At 69.4% G+C, this 17,822-nt stretch carries 16 protein-coding genes and 4 pseudogenes; 13 read left to right on the top strand and 7 right to left on the bottom strand.

Going from position 1 to position 17,822, the window contains the following annotated elements:
• On the bottom strand, positions 1 to 935 hold a 935-nt coding region (locus tag GJ632_RS00695), incomplete at its 3' end, for an NAD(P)/FAD-dependent oxidoreductase (protein ID WP_191451614.1).
• Between the two features lie 322 nt (positions 936 to 1,257).
• Between GJ632_RS00695 and GJ632_RS00690 the strand changes: the two genes are divergently transcribed.
• The 9 genes and pseudogenes from GJ632_RS00690 to GJ632_RS00655 all read left to right on the top strand — a co-directional run bounded on the left by GJ632_RS00690 (position 1,258) and on the right by GJ632_RS00655 (position 8,585).
• The gene (locus GJ632_RS00690) at positions 1,258 to 2,064 is read left to right on the top strand and encodes an aldo/keto reductase (protein WP_191451612.1); all 807 of its coding nucleotides are present in this window, start codon (positions 1,258 to 1,260) and stop codon (positions 2,062 to 2,064) included.
• 47 nt (positions 2,065 to 2,111) lie between these two features.
• Positions 2,112 to 2,817, top strand: a pseudogene (locus GJ632_RS00685) (RAD55 family ATPase).
• Between the two features lie 3 nt (positions 2,818 to 2,820).
• Positions 2,821 to 3,234: a hypothetical protein gene (locus tag GJ632_RS00680; RefSeq protein ID WP_089808648.1), complete on the top strand. Its 414-nt coding sequence runs from the start codon at positions 2,821 to 2,823 to the stop codon at positions 3,232 to 3,234.
• Positions 3,235 to 3,436: 202 nt separating this feature from the next.
• Positions 3,437 to 3,865 carry a pyridoxamine 5'-phosphate oxidase family protein gene (locus tag GJ632_RS00675; protein WP_197427771.1) on the top strand — a complete coding sequence of 143 codons (429 nt, stop codon included), beginning with the start codon at positions 3,437 to 3,439 and terminating at the stop codon, positions 3,863 to 3,865.
• A gap of 180 nt (positions 3,866 to 4,045) precedes the next feature.
• Positions 4,046 to 4,453 (top strand): peptide-methionine (R)-S-oxide reductase MsrB, encoded by a 408-nt coding sequence (gene msrB / locus GJ632_RS00670; protein WP_089808644.1) that lies wholly within the window; start codon positions 4,046 to 4,048, stop codon positions 4,451 to 4,453.
• Between the two features lie 165 nt (positions 4,454 to 4,618).
• Positions 4,619 to 4,828 carry a hypothetical protein gene (locus tag GJ632_RS00665; RefSeq protein ID WP_343160943.1) on the top strand — a complete coding sequence of 70 codons (210 nt, stop codon included), beginning with the start codon at positions 4,619 to 4,621 and terminating at the stop codon, positions 4,826 to 4,828.
• 248 nt (positions 4,829 to 5,076) lie between these two features.
• A complete protein-coding gene (locus GJ632_RS22745) occupies positions 5,077 to 5,454 on the top strand; it encodes a hypothetical protein (RefSeq protein WP_231751217.1) in 378 nt (125 codons plus the stop codon).
• On the top strand, positions 5,427 to 7,463 hold the full coding sequence (locus GJ632_RS22740) for a methyl-accepting chemotaxis protein (RefSeq protein ID WP_343160942.1): 2,037 nt from the start codon (positions 5,427 to 5,429) through the stop codon (positions 7,461 to 7,463). The genes GJ632_RS22745 and GJ632_RS22740 overlap by 28 nt, the downstream gene beginning before the upstream one ends.
• Positions 7,464 to 7,560: 97 nt before the next feature.
• Positions 7,561 to 8,585 (top strand): annotated as a pseudogene (locus GJ632_RS00655) (NAD-dependent epimerase/dehydratase family protein).
• Between the two features lie 2 nt (positions 8,586 to 8,587).
• Here the strand turns inward: GJ632_RS00655 and GJ632_RS00650 are convergent.
• On the bottom strand, positions 8,588 to 9,175 hold the full coding sequence (locus GJ632_RS00650; protein ID WP_191451606.1) for a helix-hairpin-helix domain-containing protein: 588 nt from the start codon (positions 9,173 to 9,175) through the stop codon (positions 8,588 to 8,590).
• Between the two features lie 145 nt (positions 9,176 to 9,320).
• Between GJ632_RS00650 and GJ632_RS00645 the strand changes: the two genes are divergently transcribed.
• Together GJ632_RS00645 and GJ632_RS00640 are read left to right on the top strand one after the other, a co-directional pair.
• Complete coding sequence (locus tag GJ632_RS00645; protein ID WP_089808633.1) at positions 9,321 to 9,713, top strand: pyridoxamine 5'-phosphate oxidase family protein; 393 nt, start codon at positions 9,321 to 9,323, stop codon at positions 9,711 to 9,713.
• Between the two features lie 76 nt (positions 9,714 to 9,789).
• The gene (locus tag GJ632_RS00640) at positions 9,790 to 10,518 is read left to right on the top strand and encodes a hypothetical protein (RefSeq protein ID WP_191451604.1); all 729 of its coding nucleotides are present in this window, start codon (positions 9,790 to 9,792) and stop codon (positions 10,516 to 10,518) included.
• Positions 10,519 to 10,556: 38 nt separating this feature from the next.
• Here the strand turns inward: GJ632_RS00640 and GJ632_RS00635 are convergent, their stop codons facing one another.
• Together GJ632_RS00635 and GJ632_RS00630 are read right to left on the bottom strand one after the other, a co-directional pair.
• Positions 10,557 to 11,600, bottom strand: coding sequence for a PAS domain-containing protein (locus tag GJ632_RS00635; protein ID WP_191451602.1), 1,044 nt, complete (start codon positions 11,598 to 11,600; stop codon positions 10,557 to 10,559).
• 71 nt (positions 11,601 to 11,671) lie between these two features.
• Positions 11,672 to 11,824 (bottom strand): hypothetical protein, encoded by a 153-nt coding sequence (locus GJ632_RS00630; RefSeq protein WP_191451600.1) that lies wholly within the window; start codon positions 11,822 to 11,824, stop codon positions 11,672 to 11,674.
• 246 nt (positions 11,825 to 12,070) lie between these two features.
• Between GJ632_RS00630 and GJ632_RS00625 the strand changes: the two are divergent.
• Positions 12,071 to 13,974 (top strand): annotated as a pseudogene (locus GJ632_RS00625) (ABC transporter ATP-binding protein).
• A 24-nt stretch (positions 13,975 to 13,998) separates the two neighbouring features.
• Here GJ632_RS00625 and GJ632_RS00620 read toward each other — a convergent pair.
• Together GJ632_RS00620 and GJ632_RS00615 are read right to left on the bottom strand one after the other, a co-directional pair.
• Complete coding sequence (locus tag GJ632_RS00620) at positions 13,999 to 14,814, bottom strand: hypothetical protein (protein ID WP_191451598.1); 816 nt, start codon at positions 14,812 to 14,814, stop codon at positions 13,999 to 14,001.
• Between the two features lie 224 nt (positions 14,815 to 15,038).
• Positions 15,039 to 15,580: pseudogene (locus GJ632_RS00615) on the bottom strand (fumarylacetoacetate hydrolase family protein).
• Between the two features lie 265 nt (positions 15,581 to 15,845).
• Here GJ632_RS00615 and GJ632_RS00610 point away from each other — a divergent pair.
• On the top strand, positions 15,846 to 17,534 hold the full coding sequence (locus tag GJ632_RS00610; protein WP_191451596.1) for a spermidine synthase: 1,689 nt from the start codon (positions 15,846 to 15,848) through the stop codon (positions 17,532 to 17,534).
• Here the strand turns inward: GJ632_RS00610 and GJ632_RS00605 are convergent.
• Complete coding sequence (locus tag GJ632_RS00605; RefSeq protein ID WP_089808621.1) at positions 17,531 to 17,812, bottom strand: hypothetical protein; 282 nt, start codon at positions 17,810 to 17,812, stop codon at positions 17,531 to 17,533. The two genes, GJ632_RS00610 and GJ632_RS00605, sit on opposite strands and share 4 nt — an antisense overlap.
• Positions 17,813 to 17,822 lie beyond the last annotated feature (10 nt).

Below are 17,822 nucleotides of genomic sequence, written 5' to 3'. Positions count from 1 at the left end.
GCGTCCTCGACGGCGGCGAGTGCGTCCGCGTCGACGCCGCCGTTCGGGAGCGCGTAGCGCCAGCCCTGGTCGTCGACCCAGTCCGGGTCGGCGTACCGGTCGTCGTCCAGCAACGCGGCGACGAGCGCCGCCGCGTCGTCGCCCGCCTCGTCGAGTGGGTCGTCGTACCGCGCCGCCGACCACTCCGGACTCATCTGGGCTATCAGGAGGCTCTCGCCGTCGGGGACGTGGCCGTCCTTGCACTCCTCGCGCGAGAGCCACCCCACCTCGTGCGCTTTGTCCACGTTGACGAGGCCGTACCACGGGTACGACTCGCGGAACGGGTAGTGCAGGACGAACGTCCGGATGGTCCGGTACGAGACGTCTTCGACGGCGGCGACCACGTCGTCCAGTCGGCCGTCGTCCCAGTCGGTCGCTCGCAGGAGGGCCGCCGTCTGCGGCGCGGGCGGGGTGAGCAACAGACGGTCGAACGGGCCGTGCGTCCCGCCGTCGGCGTCGGTGAGCGTCCACGTCGCCGCGGACTCGTCGCGCGTCACCGACTCGACGCGGGTCGTCCGCCGCACCGTCGCGTCGGTCCGGGCGAGGAGACGCTTGCCCAACTGGGTGATGCCCGCCGTCCACGTCCACTTGTGCGCCTCGTCGTCGTCGCCCTCGGCCATCTCGCCGTCGGCGTCGAACACCCACACCGGTTCCTCGACGTCCACGAGTCCGTCCTCGCCGAGGTCCCGAATCAGCGCCTCCGTCCGCTCGTCGGGGTCTTTGACGTAGTTCGCGCCGTGTTCGTAGCGACAGCCGTTCTTGCGCCGCGTCGCCGCCCGCCCGCAGACGCCGCGACTCTTCTCGACGATGGTCACGTCGGCGTCCGCGTCGCGGAGGGCGTCGGCCGCCCCGATGCCCGCCGCGCCCGCGCCGACGATGCCGACGCGCAGCGTCATCGTCGCTCCGCGCCGTCGTCCGATTCCGTCGTCACGTTCATGTGGGCGAGTTAGGACTCGCGTCGCTTTACCGTTCGGGCGTCGGCGGTTCCGGACGGGGCGGAAAGAAGGCGACGTGTGCGAAGAGAGGCATGTCCCACCATGAACCGATTGCACACGAAACGGACGCGAGGTCCGCAAGTGAGAGTAGTCGGCCGGCGGACGAAAACGTGTCGGCGGTTCTCACCGGCAGACGGTACGCTATTACCGCCGCGCCTCGCTCACTCTCCATGGAGTACGACGCGGTCCCCCGCGACGACGGCGAACCGGACGGTGACCACCGATGACGGACGACGCCGGACCGACCGTCGGCGACGCCGAAGTGCCGGCCGTCGGACTCGGGACGATGGGACTGGACACCGCCGCCGCCGCGCGGGCCGTGACGACGGCCGTCGAGATGGGCTACCGCCACGTCGACACCGCGCAGATATACGGGAACGAGGCCGTCGTCGGCGACGCCCTCGCCGCGGCGGACGTGCCGCGCGAGGACGTGTTCCTCGCGACGAAGGTGTGGGCCGATCAACTGGCCCACGACGACGTGATTTCGAGCACGCGCGAGAGCATGGCGAAGTTGGGCGTGGACTATCTGGACCTGCTGTACGTCCACCGGCCCATCGACGCGTACGACCCGCCGGAGACGCTGGCGGCGTTCGACCGACTGCGCGAGGAGGGGCTGATTCGCCACGTCGGCGTGAGCAACTTCGAGCTGTCGGACCTCGAAACCGCTCGCGCGCACCTCGAGGCGCCCATCGCCGCCCACCAGACGGAGTACCACCCCCTGTTCACCCGGCCGGAACTCCTCGCCGACGCGCGCGAACACGGTTACGCGCCCGTCGCCTACTCGCCGTTGGCTGGCGGGCGCGTCGCCGACGTGCCCGAAGTCGTCGCGGTGGCCGAGAAACACGACGCCACGCCGCACGCCGTCTCGCTGGCGTGGGTGCGGGCGAAGGGGTTCGCCGTCGTCCCGAAGGCCAGTTCGGAATCGCACCTCCGCGCGAACCTCGACGCCGCGACGACGCTGGAACTCGACGCCTCGGACGTCGCCCGTATCGACGCCATCGACCGGGAACGCGAGCTGTTCCCCGAGTGACGTAATCCCCCGGAACGATTATAAGTCAGAATACGGAGAGTAGCGGTATGCGGATTCCGAGTGGGGTAAGTGGATTCGATCACCTCATCCAAGGTGGGTTCCTCCCCGGCCGACTCTACGTGCTCTCAGGTCCTCCGGGAAGCGGAAAGACGACGTTCACCGCCCAGTTCGTCGCAGAGGGACTTCGAAACGGGGAGAACTGTATGTACATCACGATGCACGAGACCCGAGAGGAACTCGTCAACGACATGTCGAGCTACGACTTCGGCTTCGAGACGCTCACGTCGTCCGACCAGTTCCGGTTCATCAACCTCGCCAGTCAGAAGGGCAAGCACGTGCTGAACCAGTTCTCGGGCAACGGGGGGGACGTCCGGCGTGCAGAGTCTCACCGACAAGATCGTCGCCTTCGTGAACTCGCGGAAGGTGGACCGCCTCGTCATCGACTCGACGATGCTCCTCCAACTGCTGTTCACCGGCGACGACGCGGAGATGACGCGGTTTCTGACCGCGCTGAAGCAGGGGGACGCGACGACCCTCCTCATCTCGGAGATGACGGACCCGAGTTCGTACTCCGACGAGCACTTCCTCGCGCACGGCGTCATCTTCTTCCACAACTACCTCGAAGCGACGGGGATGACGCGGGGCATTCAGGTGGTGAAGATGCGCGGGACGGACATCGACTGCGATATCCGCTCGCTGAAGTTCGAAGACGAGGGGCTCGTCGTGGACCCGATGGACCACGTGGACTTCTGACTCATGTACGAACGCGCGTTCGACCTGGACTGGGAGACTATCAGCGCCGAGGAGGCGCTCCGTCGGATGTACGCCCTGGGCATCTCCGCCGAGTTGGGCCACGAGTACGACGACGAGCGGACCCGAATCCTCCGAATCGCCGACACGGCTTACCAGCGGAGCGTCCTCGACTTGGCGTACAACGAGGGTCGGAACGCGTTGCGCGACCACCGGGAGGAGTACGAGTCCGACGACGCGGCGTGGGAACACCTCGTCGAGGCGAAGGGTATCGACCTGGACCCGTCGGCCGAGGAGATAGACACCGACGAGACGCCGTCGGAACTGCCGACCGCCGTCGAACGCGCCTCGATGCTCGAACTCGACGTGGACGACCTCGAACGGCTCAAACTGCCGAAGTTCCTCCGCCGCGACGACTGAGTCCGGTCCGCCGCCGCGACCCATCCCGGGGTCCGCCGCCGCGGCCCGCCCCGGGGTCAGTCGGTCGATTCCCGCGCGTGTCGGGACCCAAATAGTTCTACCGAGCGGTAACTCCCACCCAAAACTAGTTGTGAGTCGGTGTCGTTACTTTTCTGGGATAAAAATGTCAAGCAACCCATACGCTCAGTTCAGCGGCGTTCCGATGGACCAGCGGGACATCGACGCGTTGTTGGAGGGACAGGGACACGGCGTCGTGTCGCTCTGCCGAGACGGCGAACCGTACAGCCTCCCCATCTCGTTCGGCTACGACGGCGACGCCGTCTACTTCGGATTCCTCGAAGACACCCCGAATCCGACGAAGATGGAGTTCATCCGGGACGGCGCGACGGCACGCCTCCTCGTCACCGACATCCGCGACCGCTTCGAGTGGCAGAGCGTCGCCGTCACCGGGACGGTCAGAGCGCTCGACAGGGACGGCGACGAGTGGGACGACTTCGTCGCGACGCTGGACGACAACGCCTGGTTCATGACCGCCTTCGAGCAGTCGGACGCCATCGACTCGCTCAGCGGGTGGAAACTACAGGTCGAGGAGCTACGCGGCATCGAGCAGAAAGAGGAAGCGTACGAGTGAGTCGTCGCCGACGCCCCGCCGTCGAACCGCTCTTCGGCGGGTCCGCGTCCTCGCCGTCAACGGCCGCGTTCCTCCCGGGTCGCGGGGGCCCGCGGACGCGGATGCGACCCCGTCGTGACCGTTCGAGCGCCGTCGCACCCGGTGAGTGGGTTCTTTGCCGTCGAACGCCTACCGGTACGTATGTCCGAACACCAGTCGGAGGACCCCCCGACGACCGACGAGGAGTGGCGCGAACGGCTCTCGGCGGACGAGTACCACGTGCTGCGCGAACGCGGGACGGAACCTCGCTTCAGCGGCGAACACGTGGACAGAGACGAGGACGGCGTCTACCGCTGTGCGGGGTGCGGCGCCGAACTGTTCGCGGCCGAGACGAAGTACGACTCCGGTTGCGGGTGGCCGTCGTTCTTCGCCGCGCACGACGACGCCGTCGAGACGGAAACGGACACCCGACACGGGATGCGACGCATCGAGGTGACGTGCAAGAACTGCGGCGGGCACCTCGGCCACGTGTTCGACGACGGCCCGGACCCCACCGGTAAGCGCTACTGCATCAACTCCGTCGCCTTGGACTTCGACCCCGACGACTGACGACTCCGCGCCGTCCGGCGTCGCCGCCGCGTCGCTTACGAACACGATAACCGCCGGTATCGCACCGTTGCGCCCGGATACGCGGCCCATACTCATTCGGCTCCTCGACGTGGCCGGGGTATGGTCCGACCCGCCGGCCCGCGCCGCCGAGGGCCGTCTCTCCCTGTGTACCTCCTCTTTCTCGCGGGACTGGTTGCCGTCGTGGCCGGCGTCGCGTACCCCGCCGAGGCCCTCCTCGCCGCCGCGTCTCCGGGGTCGCTGGTGACCGCCGAGGCCGGTGTCACCGCCGTCCCGTTCGCCCTCGGCGGCACGTCGGTGCTACTCGGGTCGTGTTCGCTCGTCGTCGCGGAGTTGCTCTTCCTCGCCCGTCGGTGAGATGCTATCAGACTCGAAAACATCGGCTGGCATCATCGCTGACGCGCCGTTCGAGATAATTCTCGAATCTCAGGCGCTCAGAGCGATATTCGGGTACGGCAATCGTTCGCTCAATAACCTATATATTACGACATTTTATCACCGATGAGAAGGCACGTCCGGGCGATGGGAAGTATCTGGTCACGGCTTCGGTCGCTCGCGTCCGGGATGCGGTTCGGCGCGTCCGCCGCGGCGTCCCGCGCCCGGGTGTGAGAGGGCTGGTTCCGCGCGTCGTCCGGCGGCGGTACGCGTGGAAGTTCGCCGCGGCGATGCTCGTCGCCATGCTCGTCATGGGGTCGGTCGGCGCCGTCTCGTACGCGCGGGTGACGGACTCGCTGGACGGGCAGGTCGAACAACAGGTCACCTCGACGGCTGAGTTGCAGGCCGACGGGATGGACGAGTGGCTGGCGAGCAAGTCCGCGCAGACCCGGTCGCTCTCGCAGGCCAAGGCGTTCCAACTCGGGCAGGAGCGGAAGATAGACCTCTACCTGTTCGACCAGGCCGACGACCTGTCGGCCGACGTCGTCGCGATTCACTCGTCCGCGTCGCCTCCGGCGACGTGGTCTCCAGCACGGCCCGCGAGATGAAGGGCGCGAACGCCGCCGAGATGGGTCTCCCGTGGGGGGAGAACCGCGCCGCCATCGACTCGGCGACGAACGACGCCGGCGTCGTCCACGTCTCACAGACGCCCTACCGGTCTCCCGTGGCCGACGGGCAGGCGCTGGCGTTCGTCAGCGCCGTCCCCTCGAACACCGAACACGCCGTCGTCGTGACCGTGAACCTCACCCACCGGGTCGACCAGTTCTACCAGACGATGGCGGGCGGGGAGACGACCGTCTACGCGGCCGACGGCGACCCGGTCGTCTCCACCGACTCCGACGCCGGGACGGCGGCGTCGAACGCCTCCGCTCCGGTGGCGAACCTCTCGGCCGCCACCGTCGGCGACACGGCCCGGTTCTTCCGCGGCGACGACGCCGTGGCCGCCTACGCCTCCCTCGACGGCGTGAACTGGGTCATCGGCACGCGGGTCCCGACCGAGAGCGCCTACGCTCTCAGAAACGGCGTGGGCGAGAGTCTGCTGTGGACCGTCCTCGCCGCGGTGGGCGCACTCGGTGTCGTCGCGGCCGCCCTCGGCCGACGGACGACGCGGACGCTGACGCATCTCACCGACCGCGCGGAGACGATGGCCGACGGCGACCTGTCGGTCCCCCTCGAATCGTCTCGCGAGGACGAGTTCGGACGTCTCTACGACGCGTTCGACGAGATGCGCGCGTCGTTACAGTCGAGTCTGCACGAGGCCGAGGCGCTCAACGACCACCTCGAATCGACCGCCGAGGAGTACCGTGCCGTGATGGAGCGCAGTGCGGACGGCGACCTCGCGTGCCGGATGGACCCCGACGACGAGAACGAGGCGATGGCCGACGTGGCCCGCGCGTACAACCGGACGATGGACGAACTCGCGGCCGTCGTCGCCGACGCGCAGGCGTTCAGCGAGGACGTGGCCGAGGCGGGCGCGGAGACGAGTGCGAGCGTCGCGGAGGTGCGCGAGGCGAGCGAGAGCGTCTCGGCGTCGATGACCGACATCCTCGACGACGCGGTTCGACAGGACGACCACCTGACGGACGCCGCCGACCGGATGACCGAGTTCTCCGCGACGATTCAGCAGATGACCGCCTCGGCGGCCGACGTGGCCGACCGGGCCGACGCCGCGCGGGAACGCGGCGAACGCGGCCGCGCGGCCGCCGAAGACGCGGTGACCGAACTCCGCGCCATCGACGAGGCGACGGCGACCACCGTCGAGACGGTCGCGGAACTGGAGGCGGTCATCGAGGAGATAGAGTCGGTCGTCTCCTTCATCGACGACATCGCCGACCAGACGAACGTGCTCGCCCTGAACGCCTCCATCGAGGCGGCCCGCGCCGGCGAGGCGGGCGAGGGCTTCGCCGTCGTCGCCGACGAGGTGAAGCAACTCGCCGAGGAGACGCAGGCGGCGACGGGGGACATCGAGTCGTCCATCGACCGGGTGCGCGACCAGACCGAGACGACGGCCGCGGACATCCGGCGCACCCGAGAACGCGTCGTGGACGGCTCCGAGACGGTCGAGGAGGCGATGGACGCCATCGAGACCATCGTGGACGACGTGGAACGGACGACCGAGGACGTCCGGGAGATACGCGCCGCCACCGAACGGCAGGCGGCGACGGCGGCCGAGGTGGAGGACGTCGTCGCCGACGTCTCCGACATCAGCGACCGGACGAGTTCGGCCGCCGAGGACGCCGCCGCCGCGACCCAGCAACAGACCGCCTCGCTGGCGTCGGTGTCCGACGGCGTCGATTCGCTCGCCGACCGGGCAGACGACCTGCGGGGGACGCTCGACCGCTTCGACGTGACCGGCGAGACGGCCGTCGCCGACGAGTCATCACCGGCCGACGCCGACACGTCGCCATCGGTCGACGACGCTCTCGACGCCGACACGCCGCCAGCGACCGACGACTCCACCGACGCCGACACGTCGCCAGCGACCGACACCGAGTCGTCGTCCCGACCGCCGGACGCCGTCTCCGTCGAGACTGACGGCGGCGACGTGCGGGACTGACCGGGCGCGGGGACTCGAACGCGACCGGGTCGGACGGTCCGACCGCCGCCGTCCGACCCGGCGGCGTCCTTTTCTCCCGCCGTGCCGCACGTCGAGTATGCACGTCCTCATCGTCGGCGGCACCGGCCTCATCAGCACGGGAATCACGCGGCAACTGGTCACGTCGGGACACGACGTGACGACGGTGACGCGCGGCGAGACGGACGCCGAGATTCCGGACGGCGTCCGCGAGGTCCGCGCCGACCGGACCGACTACGGCGCGTTCGAGCGCCGGATGCGCGAACTCGACCCCGCGCCGGACGCCGTCGTCGACATGGTGTGTTTCTCCGCCGAGGACGCCGAGAGCGCCATCCGGGCGTCGAGGGCCGCGTCGACCGCTTCGTCCTCTGCTCGACCGTCGACGTCTACCACCGCCCCCCGCAGTCGAACCCCGTCACCGAGGACGCGCCGCGCCGGCCGCCCGTCAGCGACTACGCCGCGGGCAAGATTGCCGCCGAGGACGTGTTGTTCGCGGCCGACGGCGACGCGTTCGACGCGACGGTTATCCGGCCGTGGAGCACCTACGGCGAGGGCGGGACGCTCCTCCACACGTTCGGGACGGACTCCTCGTACGTCTCGCGCGTCCGCGAGGGTCGACCCGTCGTCGTCCACGGCGACGGCACCTCGCTGTGGGGGCCGTGCCACCGCGACGACGTGGCCCGCGCGTTCGTCGGTGCCGTCGAAGCCGACGCCGAGACGGTGGCGGGCGAGGCGTACCACGTCACGAGCGAGGAGACCATCACGTGGAACCAGTACCACGAACGCGTCGCCGCCGCCCTCGACGCGCCCGACCCGGACCTCGTCCACGTCCCGACGGACGTCCTCCGCGCCGTCGCCCCCGACCGGACCGAGATGCTCCGCGACCACTTCCGGTACAGCACCGTCTTCGACAACGCGAAGGCCAGACGCGACTTGGGCTTCGAGTACACCGTCGACTTCGAGACGGGGGTCAGGCGAACCGTCGAGTGGTTGGACGCCAACGACGCGGTCGACCCCCTCGCCGACGAGACGTTCGAGGACCGCCTCGCGGCCGCGTGGCGCGAGTCGACCGACGACTTCGTCGCATCGTTCCACGCCGAGTGACCTCAGCCCTCGGAGTCGGTCGCTTCGGACGACTCCGACGCCGACGCGGCCGGCCCGGACCCGGTTCCGGCGTCGTCCGTCGACTCGTCTTCGGACGCCGCCGAATCGGACTCGGACTCCGATGCAGTGTCGCGTCCGGCCGCCTCTCGTTCGCTCGCCGCGGCGCGCCACCTCCTCGCCCGACTCTCGGCGACGGTCGCGGCCGTCGCCACCGTGGCGGCGTCGGCGTCTCGAAGCGCCGCGAGCGAGTCGATACCGGCGTCGTGGAGTCGCCGCGCGTACGTCTCGCCGAGGCCGCCGAGGACGGTCAGTTCACTCTGGAACCCCTCCTCGGCCTCCCCGCCGAGTGTCCGCCCGTCCTCCGCGAGCACGGCCGCCGGAAGCACGTACAGGAGTTCGTCGTGCGGGACGAACCCCGACACGCGCTTTCGCTTCTCGTCCTCGAAGAGGAGGACGCCGGAGTCTATCGCTTTGAAGTTCGCACACGGGACGGTCGGACCGGATCGCGTGACCACGCACATCCGCTCTGCTCCCGCGTCCGCCCCGTCGGCGGTCTGGTTCCCGTTCGTCCGTTCTGAATCGTCTCTCATGTCTCACACCGCGCGGTCTGACCGCGCGACGTAGATACGTCGTCTTCGCACGTGAATGTCTCCCGCGTGTGGCCACGCCGTCGAACGTCTCGTCGGCCGCGCACTGCGCCCGGAGAGTTTTCTCGCTCGGCTTCGACGTGACGGTATGGCGTCAGGCGTCTCCGACGAGATAGCGCAGTTACTGACGAGCGAACCGCTGATGGCCCACGTGGCGACCTGTCGGGACGGCCGCCCGCACGTCGCTCCCGTCTGGTACCGCTACGAGGACGGCGTCGTCGAACTCGTCACGGGCGGGACGAAGCTCCGGAACATCCGCGAGAACCCCCGCGTCGCCCTCTCGATACAGAAGGACGACGGCGGCGACGCCCAGTGGATGGTGTCGCTGCTCGGGACGGCGACGGTGGTGGACGACGCCGAAGCCACCCGCGAGGCGACGCGGAAGATAAACCGCAAGTACGGCGTCGACGACGACGCGTGGGCGGAGAACACGCTCGTCCGTATCGACGTGGGGACCGCGAGTCACCGGACGTACGACTGAGAGGCGGGAGGACCGCCCGCCTGACCGGTCAGAGGCGACGAAGGTTTTTGTCGGAGCCCGCGACTACTCCGTGACGATGGAGCGCAGCGCGGACCTCGACCGGCTGTACGCCCTGTTCGACCGACTCGAAGCCCGCGTCGGCGGCGCGAAGCGACTCGCCGACTGCACGGGGTACGCGGACTGGCCGAAGCGAGGGGTGTACTTCTTCTTCGCGCCGGGGGAGACGCGCGCCGAGAGCGGTCAGCGTCGCCTGACGCGCGTCGGGACGCACGCCGTCTCCGCGGGCAGTTCGACCGCGCTGTGGGACCGGCTGAAACAGCACTACGGCACCGGCGCGCGAAGCGACGACCACCCGCACGGCGGCAACCACCGCGGGTCCGTCTACCGCCGACGCGTCGGCGAGGCGTTCGTCGAGCGCTACGGCCTCCACGACCACTACCCCGACTGGGGGACGCCGTCGGTGCCGGACGGCCGCGACAGGGCCGCGGTCCGCGACGAGGAGTACCCGCTGGAACGCCGGGTCAGCGCCTTCCTCCGCGACCAGCCGTTCCTCTGGGTCGCCCTCGACGACGAACCCGGCCCCGACAGCGACCGGGCGTTCGTCGAACGCAACACCATCGCCCTCGCGAGCAACTTCGACCGACGCCCCGCGGACCCGCGGCGAAGCGACTGGCTCGGCGGCTACGCTCGGAGCGCGAAGATTCGCGCCGGCGGCCTGTGGAACGTCGCGCACGCCGCGGAGTCGCACAACCCGGCGTTCCTCGACGTTCTCGAACGGGCCGTCGAGCGGACGGACCCCGTCTGACCGCCCGGGAGCGACGCGGCCCGCTCGGCCCGCGGCGGCTACTCGCCCCCGTCCGGCGAATCGTCGTCCGTCGAGTCGCCCGCCGGCGAGTCGTCGTCGAGTGGACCACCGTTCGAGAGGAGCGTCCGGACTCGCTCCAGCGCGTTCGCACACCGGTCGTGCGCGTCGGCGGCCGCCTCGCCGTCGGCCGTCCGGGCCTCCGCCAGCGCGGACTCGGCGTCGCCGACGGCCGAGAGCGCCGCCTCGCGGCGCCGCCGTCGGAAGTGTTCGTCGGTGATGTCCTCGACGACTCCTAGCACCCCCTCACCGCTCGGCGCGAGGTCGAACGGGAGTTTCTGCACGCGTTCGACGATGAGCGAACCGTCATCGGTCCGTCGCCGTTGCTCGGGACGGTACGTTGGTTCGCCCGACGCCAGTATCTCGCGGTCCTCCTCGCGGAACCGCTCGGCGTCCTCGGGCGGCAGGATGTCGGCTTCCAACCGCCCTTCCACCTCGGCCGGCTCCATCCCGTACGTCTCGGCGCCGGCCCGGTTCATCAGCACGTACCGACCCGCCGCGTCCTTCACGAAGATGCACTCGGGGAGGACGTCCACGACGCGCCGGAGGTGCGTCTCGCGGCGTTCGGCCTCGCGTTCCGCGCGGTAGCGGGCGACGGCGTTCCGAATCCGGTTCGCGAGCACGTCGAACCGGTCGGCGCTGCCGCCCTTCCGGAGGTAGTCGGTCACGCCCGCGGAGATGGCCCGGCTGGCTATCTCCTCTGAGCCCTTGCCCGTGAAGAGGACGAACGGCAGGTCCGGCCGTCGGTCGCGGGCCGTGTCGAGGAGGTCGAGCCCGTCCGTCTCCGGCATCTCGAAGTCGCTGACGACGCAGTCGGCGTCGTCCAGTCGGTCCAGCGCCGCGTCGGGTTCCGTGACGCTCTCGACGCGAATCGGCCCGCCGTCCCCGTCCGTCCGCGCCAGTCGTGCGGCGGTGAGGTCACCGAACGCCGGGTCGTCGTCCACGTGGAGGACGCGTATCGGGGCTGTCTCTCCGGACGACAGACGAGACTCGACGCCCTCCGACTCCGCACCGTCACCGTTCATACACTCTCCTTTGCAGTTCGCGGTATAGCTATTCGGGATGTCGGCGGCCGCGTCGGGCGGACCGGTCGTCCTCACTCGCCGGCCGCGAGGACGTCCACGCCGGTCAGGACGAACCACGTCATCCACAGCGAGAACGTGACCAGGTAGAGGGCGTACTGCGTCGTCTCGCCTTGCGGGCCGCCGAGAACCGCCGGCACGAGGAGTTCGGCACTCACGACCAGCACCGTCGCGCAGACGCGCCGACGGCGACGTTGCGCCGGACCACCGCGGCTCCCGGGAGCGGCATCGCTTCCGATTCGACCCGCCGGAACGAAACCGTTTGCCCCGAACCGACGAGCGCGCTATATAGCTCGGGCCGCTGTACTACTCGTGAACGAGTACCGGAGGCGGGGGCGGTGGTGGCCGGCGTGAGGAACGCGGCGGCCGACGACCCGGACGAGGCGGAGTCGTTCGCGTCCGACGGCGGGTCGATGTGGCGACTGTACGCGACGTACGGGCGCGAGAACGTCGGGGACGCGGTCCTCGGTGCGGTGATGACGCTCTTCGCACGGTCGACGGGGCTGCTCCCGCCGTTGCTGTTGGGTCTGGCCATCGACGCCGTCCTGCTGGGGACGCGGCGGTACGAACTGCCACTCGTCCCCGCGACGTGGGTGCCGGAGACGGCCGCCGGACAGGTGTGGTTCACCGCGGGCGTCCTCGTCGCCGCGGCGCTCGCGAGCGCGGTGGCGTCGTGGCTGCAGGGGTACGGCTGGAACCACTTCGCACAGAACATCCAGCACGCGCTCCGCGTCGACGCGTACGAGGTGCTGCAGCGACAGGACCGCGCGTTCTTCGACGACCGCGGACCGGCGAACTGCTGTCGGTGCTGAACAACGACGTGAACCAGTTGGAGTCGTTCCTGACCGACGGCGTCAGTTCGACGCTGCGACTCGTCGCCCTCGTCGTCGGCGTCGGCGTCGTGCTGGCGACGCTCAACCCGTGGCTGGCGCTCGCCTCGATGACGGCCGTCCCCCTGCTGGCGGTCTTCACGTTCGTCTTCGTCCGGCGCGTCCAGCCGAAGTACGCCCGGATGCGCGGACGCGTCGGCGAGCTGAACGCCCGACTGGAGAACAACGTCGGCGGCATCGAGGTCATCAAGACCGAACACGCCGAGGCGTACGAGGTGGACCGGGTCCGCGAGGCGTCGCGGGCCTACTACGACGCCAACTGGGACGCCATCCGGACCAGAATCACGTTCTTCCCCGGCCTCTCGCTCGTCTCCGGGCTGAGTTTCGCGCTCACGTTCGTCGTCGGCGCGCTCTGGGTGCTGAACGGCCCGCCGGCGTTTCTCTCGGGAACCCTCTCGCCCGGGGAGTTCGTGGCGTTCATGCTCTACACGCAGCAGTTCGTCTGGCCACTCGCGCAGTTCGGCCAGATAATCAACAGCTACCAGCGCGCGAAGGCCTCCAGCGAGCGGGTGGACGGACTGCTCCGCGCCGAACGCTCGGTCGGCGAACGGGCGGACGCGCTGACGCTCGACGCCGTCGCCGGCCGCATCGACTACGAGGGGGTGACGTTCGGCTACGGCGAGTCGACGGCCCTCGCCGGCGGCGACGACGGCGGCGACGACGTGCCGCGCTCGCCGGTCCTCCGCGACGTCTCGTTCGGCGTCGAACCGGGCGGGACGGTCGGCGTCGTCGGCCCGACTGGTAGCGGTAAGTCGACGCTCGTGAAACTGCTCGTCCGACTGTACGACCCCGACGACGGCGTCGTCCGCATCGACGGCCACGACGTGCGCGACCTGTCGCTCGCGAGTCTCCGGCGGGCCGTCGGCTACGTCTCGCAGGAGCCGTTCCTCTTCTACGGCACCGTCAGGGAGAACATCGCGTACGGGACGTTCGACGCGACGGACGAGGAGGTTCGGACGGCGGCCCGGCGCGCGGCGGCCGACGAGTTCGTCGAGAACCTCCCGGACGGCTACGACACGCTGGTGGGCGAACGCGGCGTGAAGCTCTCCGGCGGCCAGCGGCAGCGTCTCACGCTCGCCCGCACGTTCCTCAAGGACCCCGCGATTCTCGTCTTAGACGAGGCGACGAGCCACGTCGACACCGAGACGGAGGCGCTCATCCGGCGGAGCCTCGACGACTTCGCCGCCGACCGGACGACGGTGGCAATCGCGCACCGCCTCTCGACGGTGAAGGACGCCGACGAGATTCTCGTCCTCGACGGGGGGCGCATCGTCGAACGCGGGACGCACGCGGAACTGCTCGACGCCGACGGCCTGTACGCCAACCTCTGGCGGGTGCAGGCGGGCGACATCGAGGCCCTCCCCGACTCGTTCTTCGAGGAGGCCCTCGCGCGCCGGGCGGTGCTGGAGAGCGACGGCGGGGAGTGAGCGTCCGCGGCGACGCGCCCGCCGTCACAGCACGAACGTCCCCTCGGGGAGCAACTCGCGCTCGGTCCGCTTCGCCTCCGGACCCGCCTCGACCAGCGTCGGCGACGCGGGCACCTCGTCGAAGCGGTCCACGTCGGGTTCGACGCGCTCCAGCATCGAGGAGAACACCGACCCCTTGCGACCGCCGCCGGAGACGATGCCGCCCGTCTTCCGTTCCTCGAACGACGTCTCGTCGGGGTCGGGGAACGCCTCGCGGATGTACGCCGCCGTCGCCGCTATCTCCTCGGCGGCCTCCCGTTGCGTGTAGTGGCTCTCCGCGGAGTACGTCAGCGCGGACTGGGCGTCGAGTTCCTCGACGAGGTGTTCGGGCGACTCGTACAGCACCGACCGGGTCGTCCGGTGGCCGCTGGCGAACCGGAGGTTGACCGTGAAGCAGTCGGGGTAGCGGAGGATGATGGGGAAGAACAGCAGGTCGGAGACGGTGATTCGCTGCTGCATCCGCCACAGTCCCTCCAGGTAGTACGCCGCGATGGCCGCGGTGTCGTCGTCGCGTTCCCCGCGCGCGTAGGCGAGTGCGACCGACTCGTACTCCTCGCCCGCGACGCGCAGACACCGCTGTCGGTACGTCTCGGCGATTCCCTCCAGTTGCCGCTCGTACGCCTCTAGCAACCGCACGTCGGGGTCGGCCAACATCTCGGCCTTCCGCTCCTGCGCGGCGGCGACGTTCATCATGTTCCGGTGGAACTCGCGTTCGGCGTCGACGTCCGGCAGTGGCGTCAGGACCGCGCGTTCGTGAAGTACGTCGACGTTTCCGTTGAACGGTTTCCCGTCGTTTCCCATCCCGAGAGACGCTCTACTCGGTATCCGTATTAAACGCTTACATTTCATACTGGTGATGACATGTCGTCACAGAGCTATGTCCCGGGACCGGAAGACGGCGTTCGACGCTCAGTCGACGACGGCCCGGACGTTCGCCTCCGCCACGCGGTCCGCGGCCTCGACGAGGAAGCGTCCCGCGCCGTCGACGCGGACGCCGGCGTCCGCTATCGCCGCCGTTCGGCGACTCACTCCCCCTCGACGACGGTGTTCCGAAGCGTCCCGACGCCCTCGTACCGTATCTCCACCTCGTCGCCGGGTTCGACCAGTCCGGGGTTGGCGGGACTGCCGAACGAGACGACGTCGCCCGGCTTGAACGTGTAGCGCTCCGAGAGGAACGAGACGACTTCGCGCGGCGAGAACAGCATCAACTCGGTGTTCGCCTCCTGTCGCAACTCGCCGCCGACGTGGGTGGTCATGTCGACGCGTCGGGGTCGAGGTCCGTCTCTATCCACGGGCCGAGGGGGCCGGAACCGTCGAACGCCTTGCGCGCGGTGCGGCCCGGTTGGTCGAGGGCGTCCAGGTCGTTCATGATGGTGTACCCCCGCACGGCGTCGTCCACCTCGTCCTCGGCGAGGTCCGTACACTCCTCGTCGATGACGGCGGCGAGTTCGCCCGCGTAGGTGAGTTCCTCCGTCCACGACGGGTACTCGACGTCGGTGTCGGGGGCGACCACCGACACGGGCGGCTTGATGAACCAGTCGGGCTGGTCGGGCGTCTCGTACTCCATCTGCTCGATGGTCTCGGCGAAGTTCCGGCCGACGCAGTAGCACGCCGAGGGCTCGCACGGGGCGAGCAGTTCGGCGTCCTCCCCGACGACGTACGCGCCGTCGTCCGTCTCGACCGTTCCGTCGTCGTATTCGCCCGTCAGTACGCCGTCGTCGGTCCGGATTCGCGCCAGTCGCATGACCGGCCGTTCGCGGACGACCGGACTATGGCTTTCGGTAGCGCTCCGCGGACGCCACGCTAAAGCGTCTCTGCTCCCTCGAACCCACATGGCTACGGCCCGCGTCTCGGACGCGTTCGAACTGTCGCGGCCGGAGGTTGCGGTGTTCGTCTCCGGCGTCGCCAGCATGGGGCTGGAGATTCTCGCCGGGCGGATGATCGCGCCGCAGTTCGGCAGCAGCATCTACACGTGGGGGAGCATCATCGGCGTCTTCCTCGCCGCGCTCAGCTACGGGTACCACCGCGGCGGCAAGCAGGCGGCCGAGCGAGCGACGAACGGGCGGATGGCGCGCGTGTTCCTCCTGACGGCGGCGTACGTCGCCGGCCTCATCTTCCTCGGCGACCTGCTGTTGCGCGCCAGCACCGGCTTCCCGCTTCCGAGTCGGTTCGCGTCGCTGCCGGCCATCACGCTCCTGTTCGGCCCGCCGACGTACCTCCTCGGCTACGTCAGCCCGTACGCGGCCGAACTGTCGGCGAAGGAGGGGCTCGGCGAGGCGTCGGGGCACGTCTACGCGCTCGGCACGATCGGCAGTATCGTCGGCGCGTTCGCCACGACGTTCGTCCTCGTGCCGTGGCTCGGCATCGAGTACATCGCGTTCGTCTTCGGCGCGCTCTCGCTTCTGACCGCCCTCGTCCTCGTCCTCCCGGAGTTCGACCGCGACGATGCCGTCGCGGGCGGGTTCGTCGCGCTGTTGCTCGTCGCCGCCGTCGGGAGCGGCGTCGCCGGCTACAGCGTCGAGGGGCGCGTCGTCTACGAGACGCAGACGCCGTATCAGGAGCTACAGGTCGTCGACAGCGGCGACACGCGGACGCTCTACCTCGACGGCCAGCGACACAGCGCGATGGACCTGTCGGACCCGAACCGTCACGTGTTCGACTACACCCGCTACTTCCACCTCCCCCTGCTCCTGACCGACGACGTCGACCGCGTGCTGTTCGTCGGTGGCGGCGGGTTCACCGGCCCGAAGCGGTTCGCGAACGACTACGACGTGACCGTGGACGTGGCCGAAATCGACCCCGAGGTCATCGACGCGGCGAAGCGCTACTTCGACGTCGAGGAGTCCGACCGGCTGAACATCTACAATCGGGGCGGCCGGCAGTTCCTCCGGGAGACCAACCGGACGTACGACCTCATCGTCCTCGACGCCTACCGGAAGGACAAGGTGCCGTTCGAGTTGACCACCGAGGAGTTCATGCGCCTCGCGTCGAGTCGCCTCGACGACGACGGCGTCCTGTTCGCCAACGTCATCTCCGCGCCGTCCGGCCCGGCGTCGGAGTTCTACCGCGCCGAGTACAAGACCATCGAGCGGGTGTTCCCGCGGGTGTACAGTTTCCCGACGGCCGGCGGGGGCGTCGTCCAGAACATCGAAGTCGTCGCCACGAAGGACGACTCGGAGGTCACCGAGGCGGAACTGCTGGCGCGCAACGACCGGCGCGACATCGGCATCGACCTCACCGAGGAGATACGGAACTACCGGCGGTCGGCCCCGCCCACCGACGACGTGCCCGTCCTCCGCGACGACCGGGCACCCGTCGACAGACTGCTGGACCCGATGGTCGGGCAGCGATACGTGCTGCAGGAGGCCGACGAGGTAAACGAGTCGTCGGCGGGGGGAACGGAGGCGAACGAATCGACGGCGGGGGAGACGGACGCGAACGAGTCGGCGTCCGCGTCACTCGCGGCGACGCCGCTCTCGACGCCGACGTGGACGCCGGCACGCGCCCGTCCGTCGGCCTAGCGGACGTTCATCTGCTTGGCCATCTCCGCGGCCTGACTCGTCACCTGTTCGATGCTCGCGTTCGACTGCTCGGCGAGGACGCGGGTCAGCATCCCGAGTTGCTGGGCGGCCATCTCCTGTAACTCCTCGTCGTCGACGTCGTTGGCGAAGTAGTACTCGTTCTGGCCGTCCGGGCCGGCGAGGCCGACGTACAGCGACGCGGCGTCGCTCTCGGTGAGGGCCTCGGCCGCCTGTTCGCGCACTCGCTCGAACGTCGGGTCGTCGGGGCTGTCGCTCATCGTCACCCCC

Source organism: Halogeometricum sp. CBA1124 (assembly GCF_009741955.1).
GTDB classification, from domain to species: domain Archaea; phylum Halobacteriota; class Halobacteria; order Halobacteriales; family Haloferacaceae; genus Halogeometricum; species Halogeometricum rufum.
This window is presented reverse-complemented; position numbering and strand designations above follow the sequence as displayed.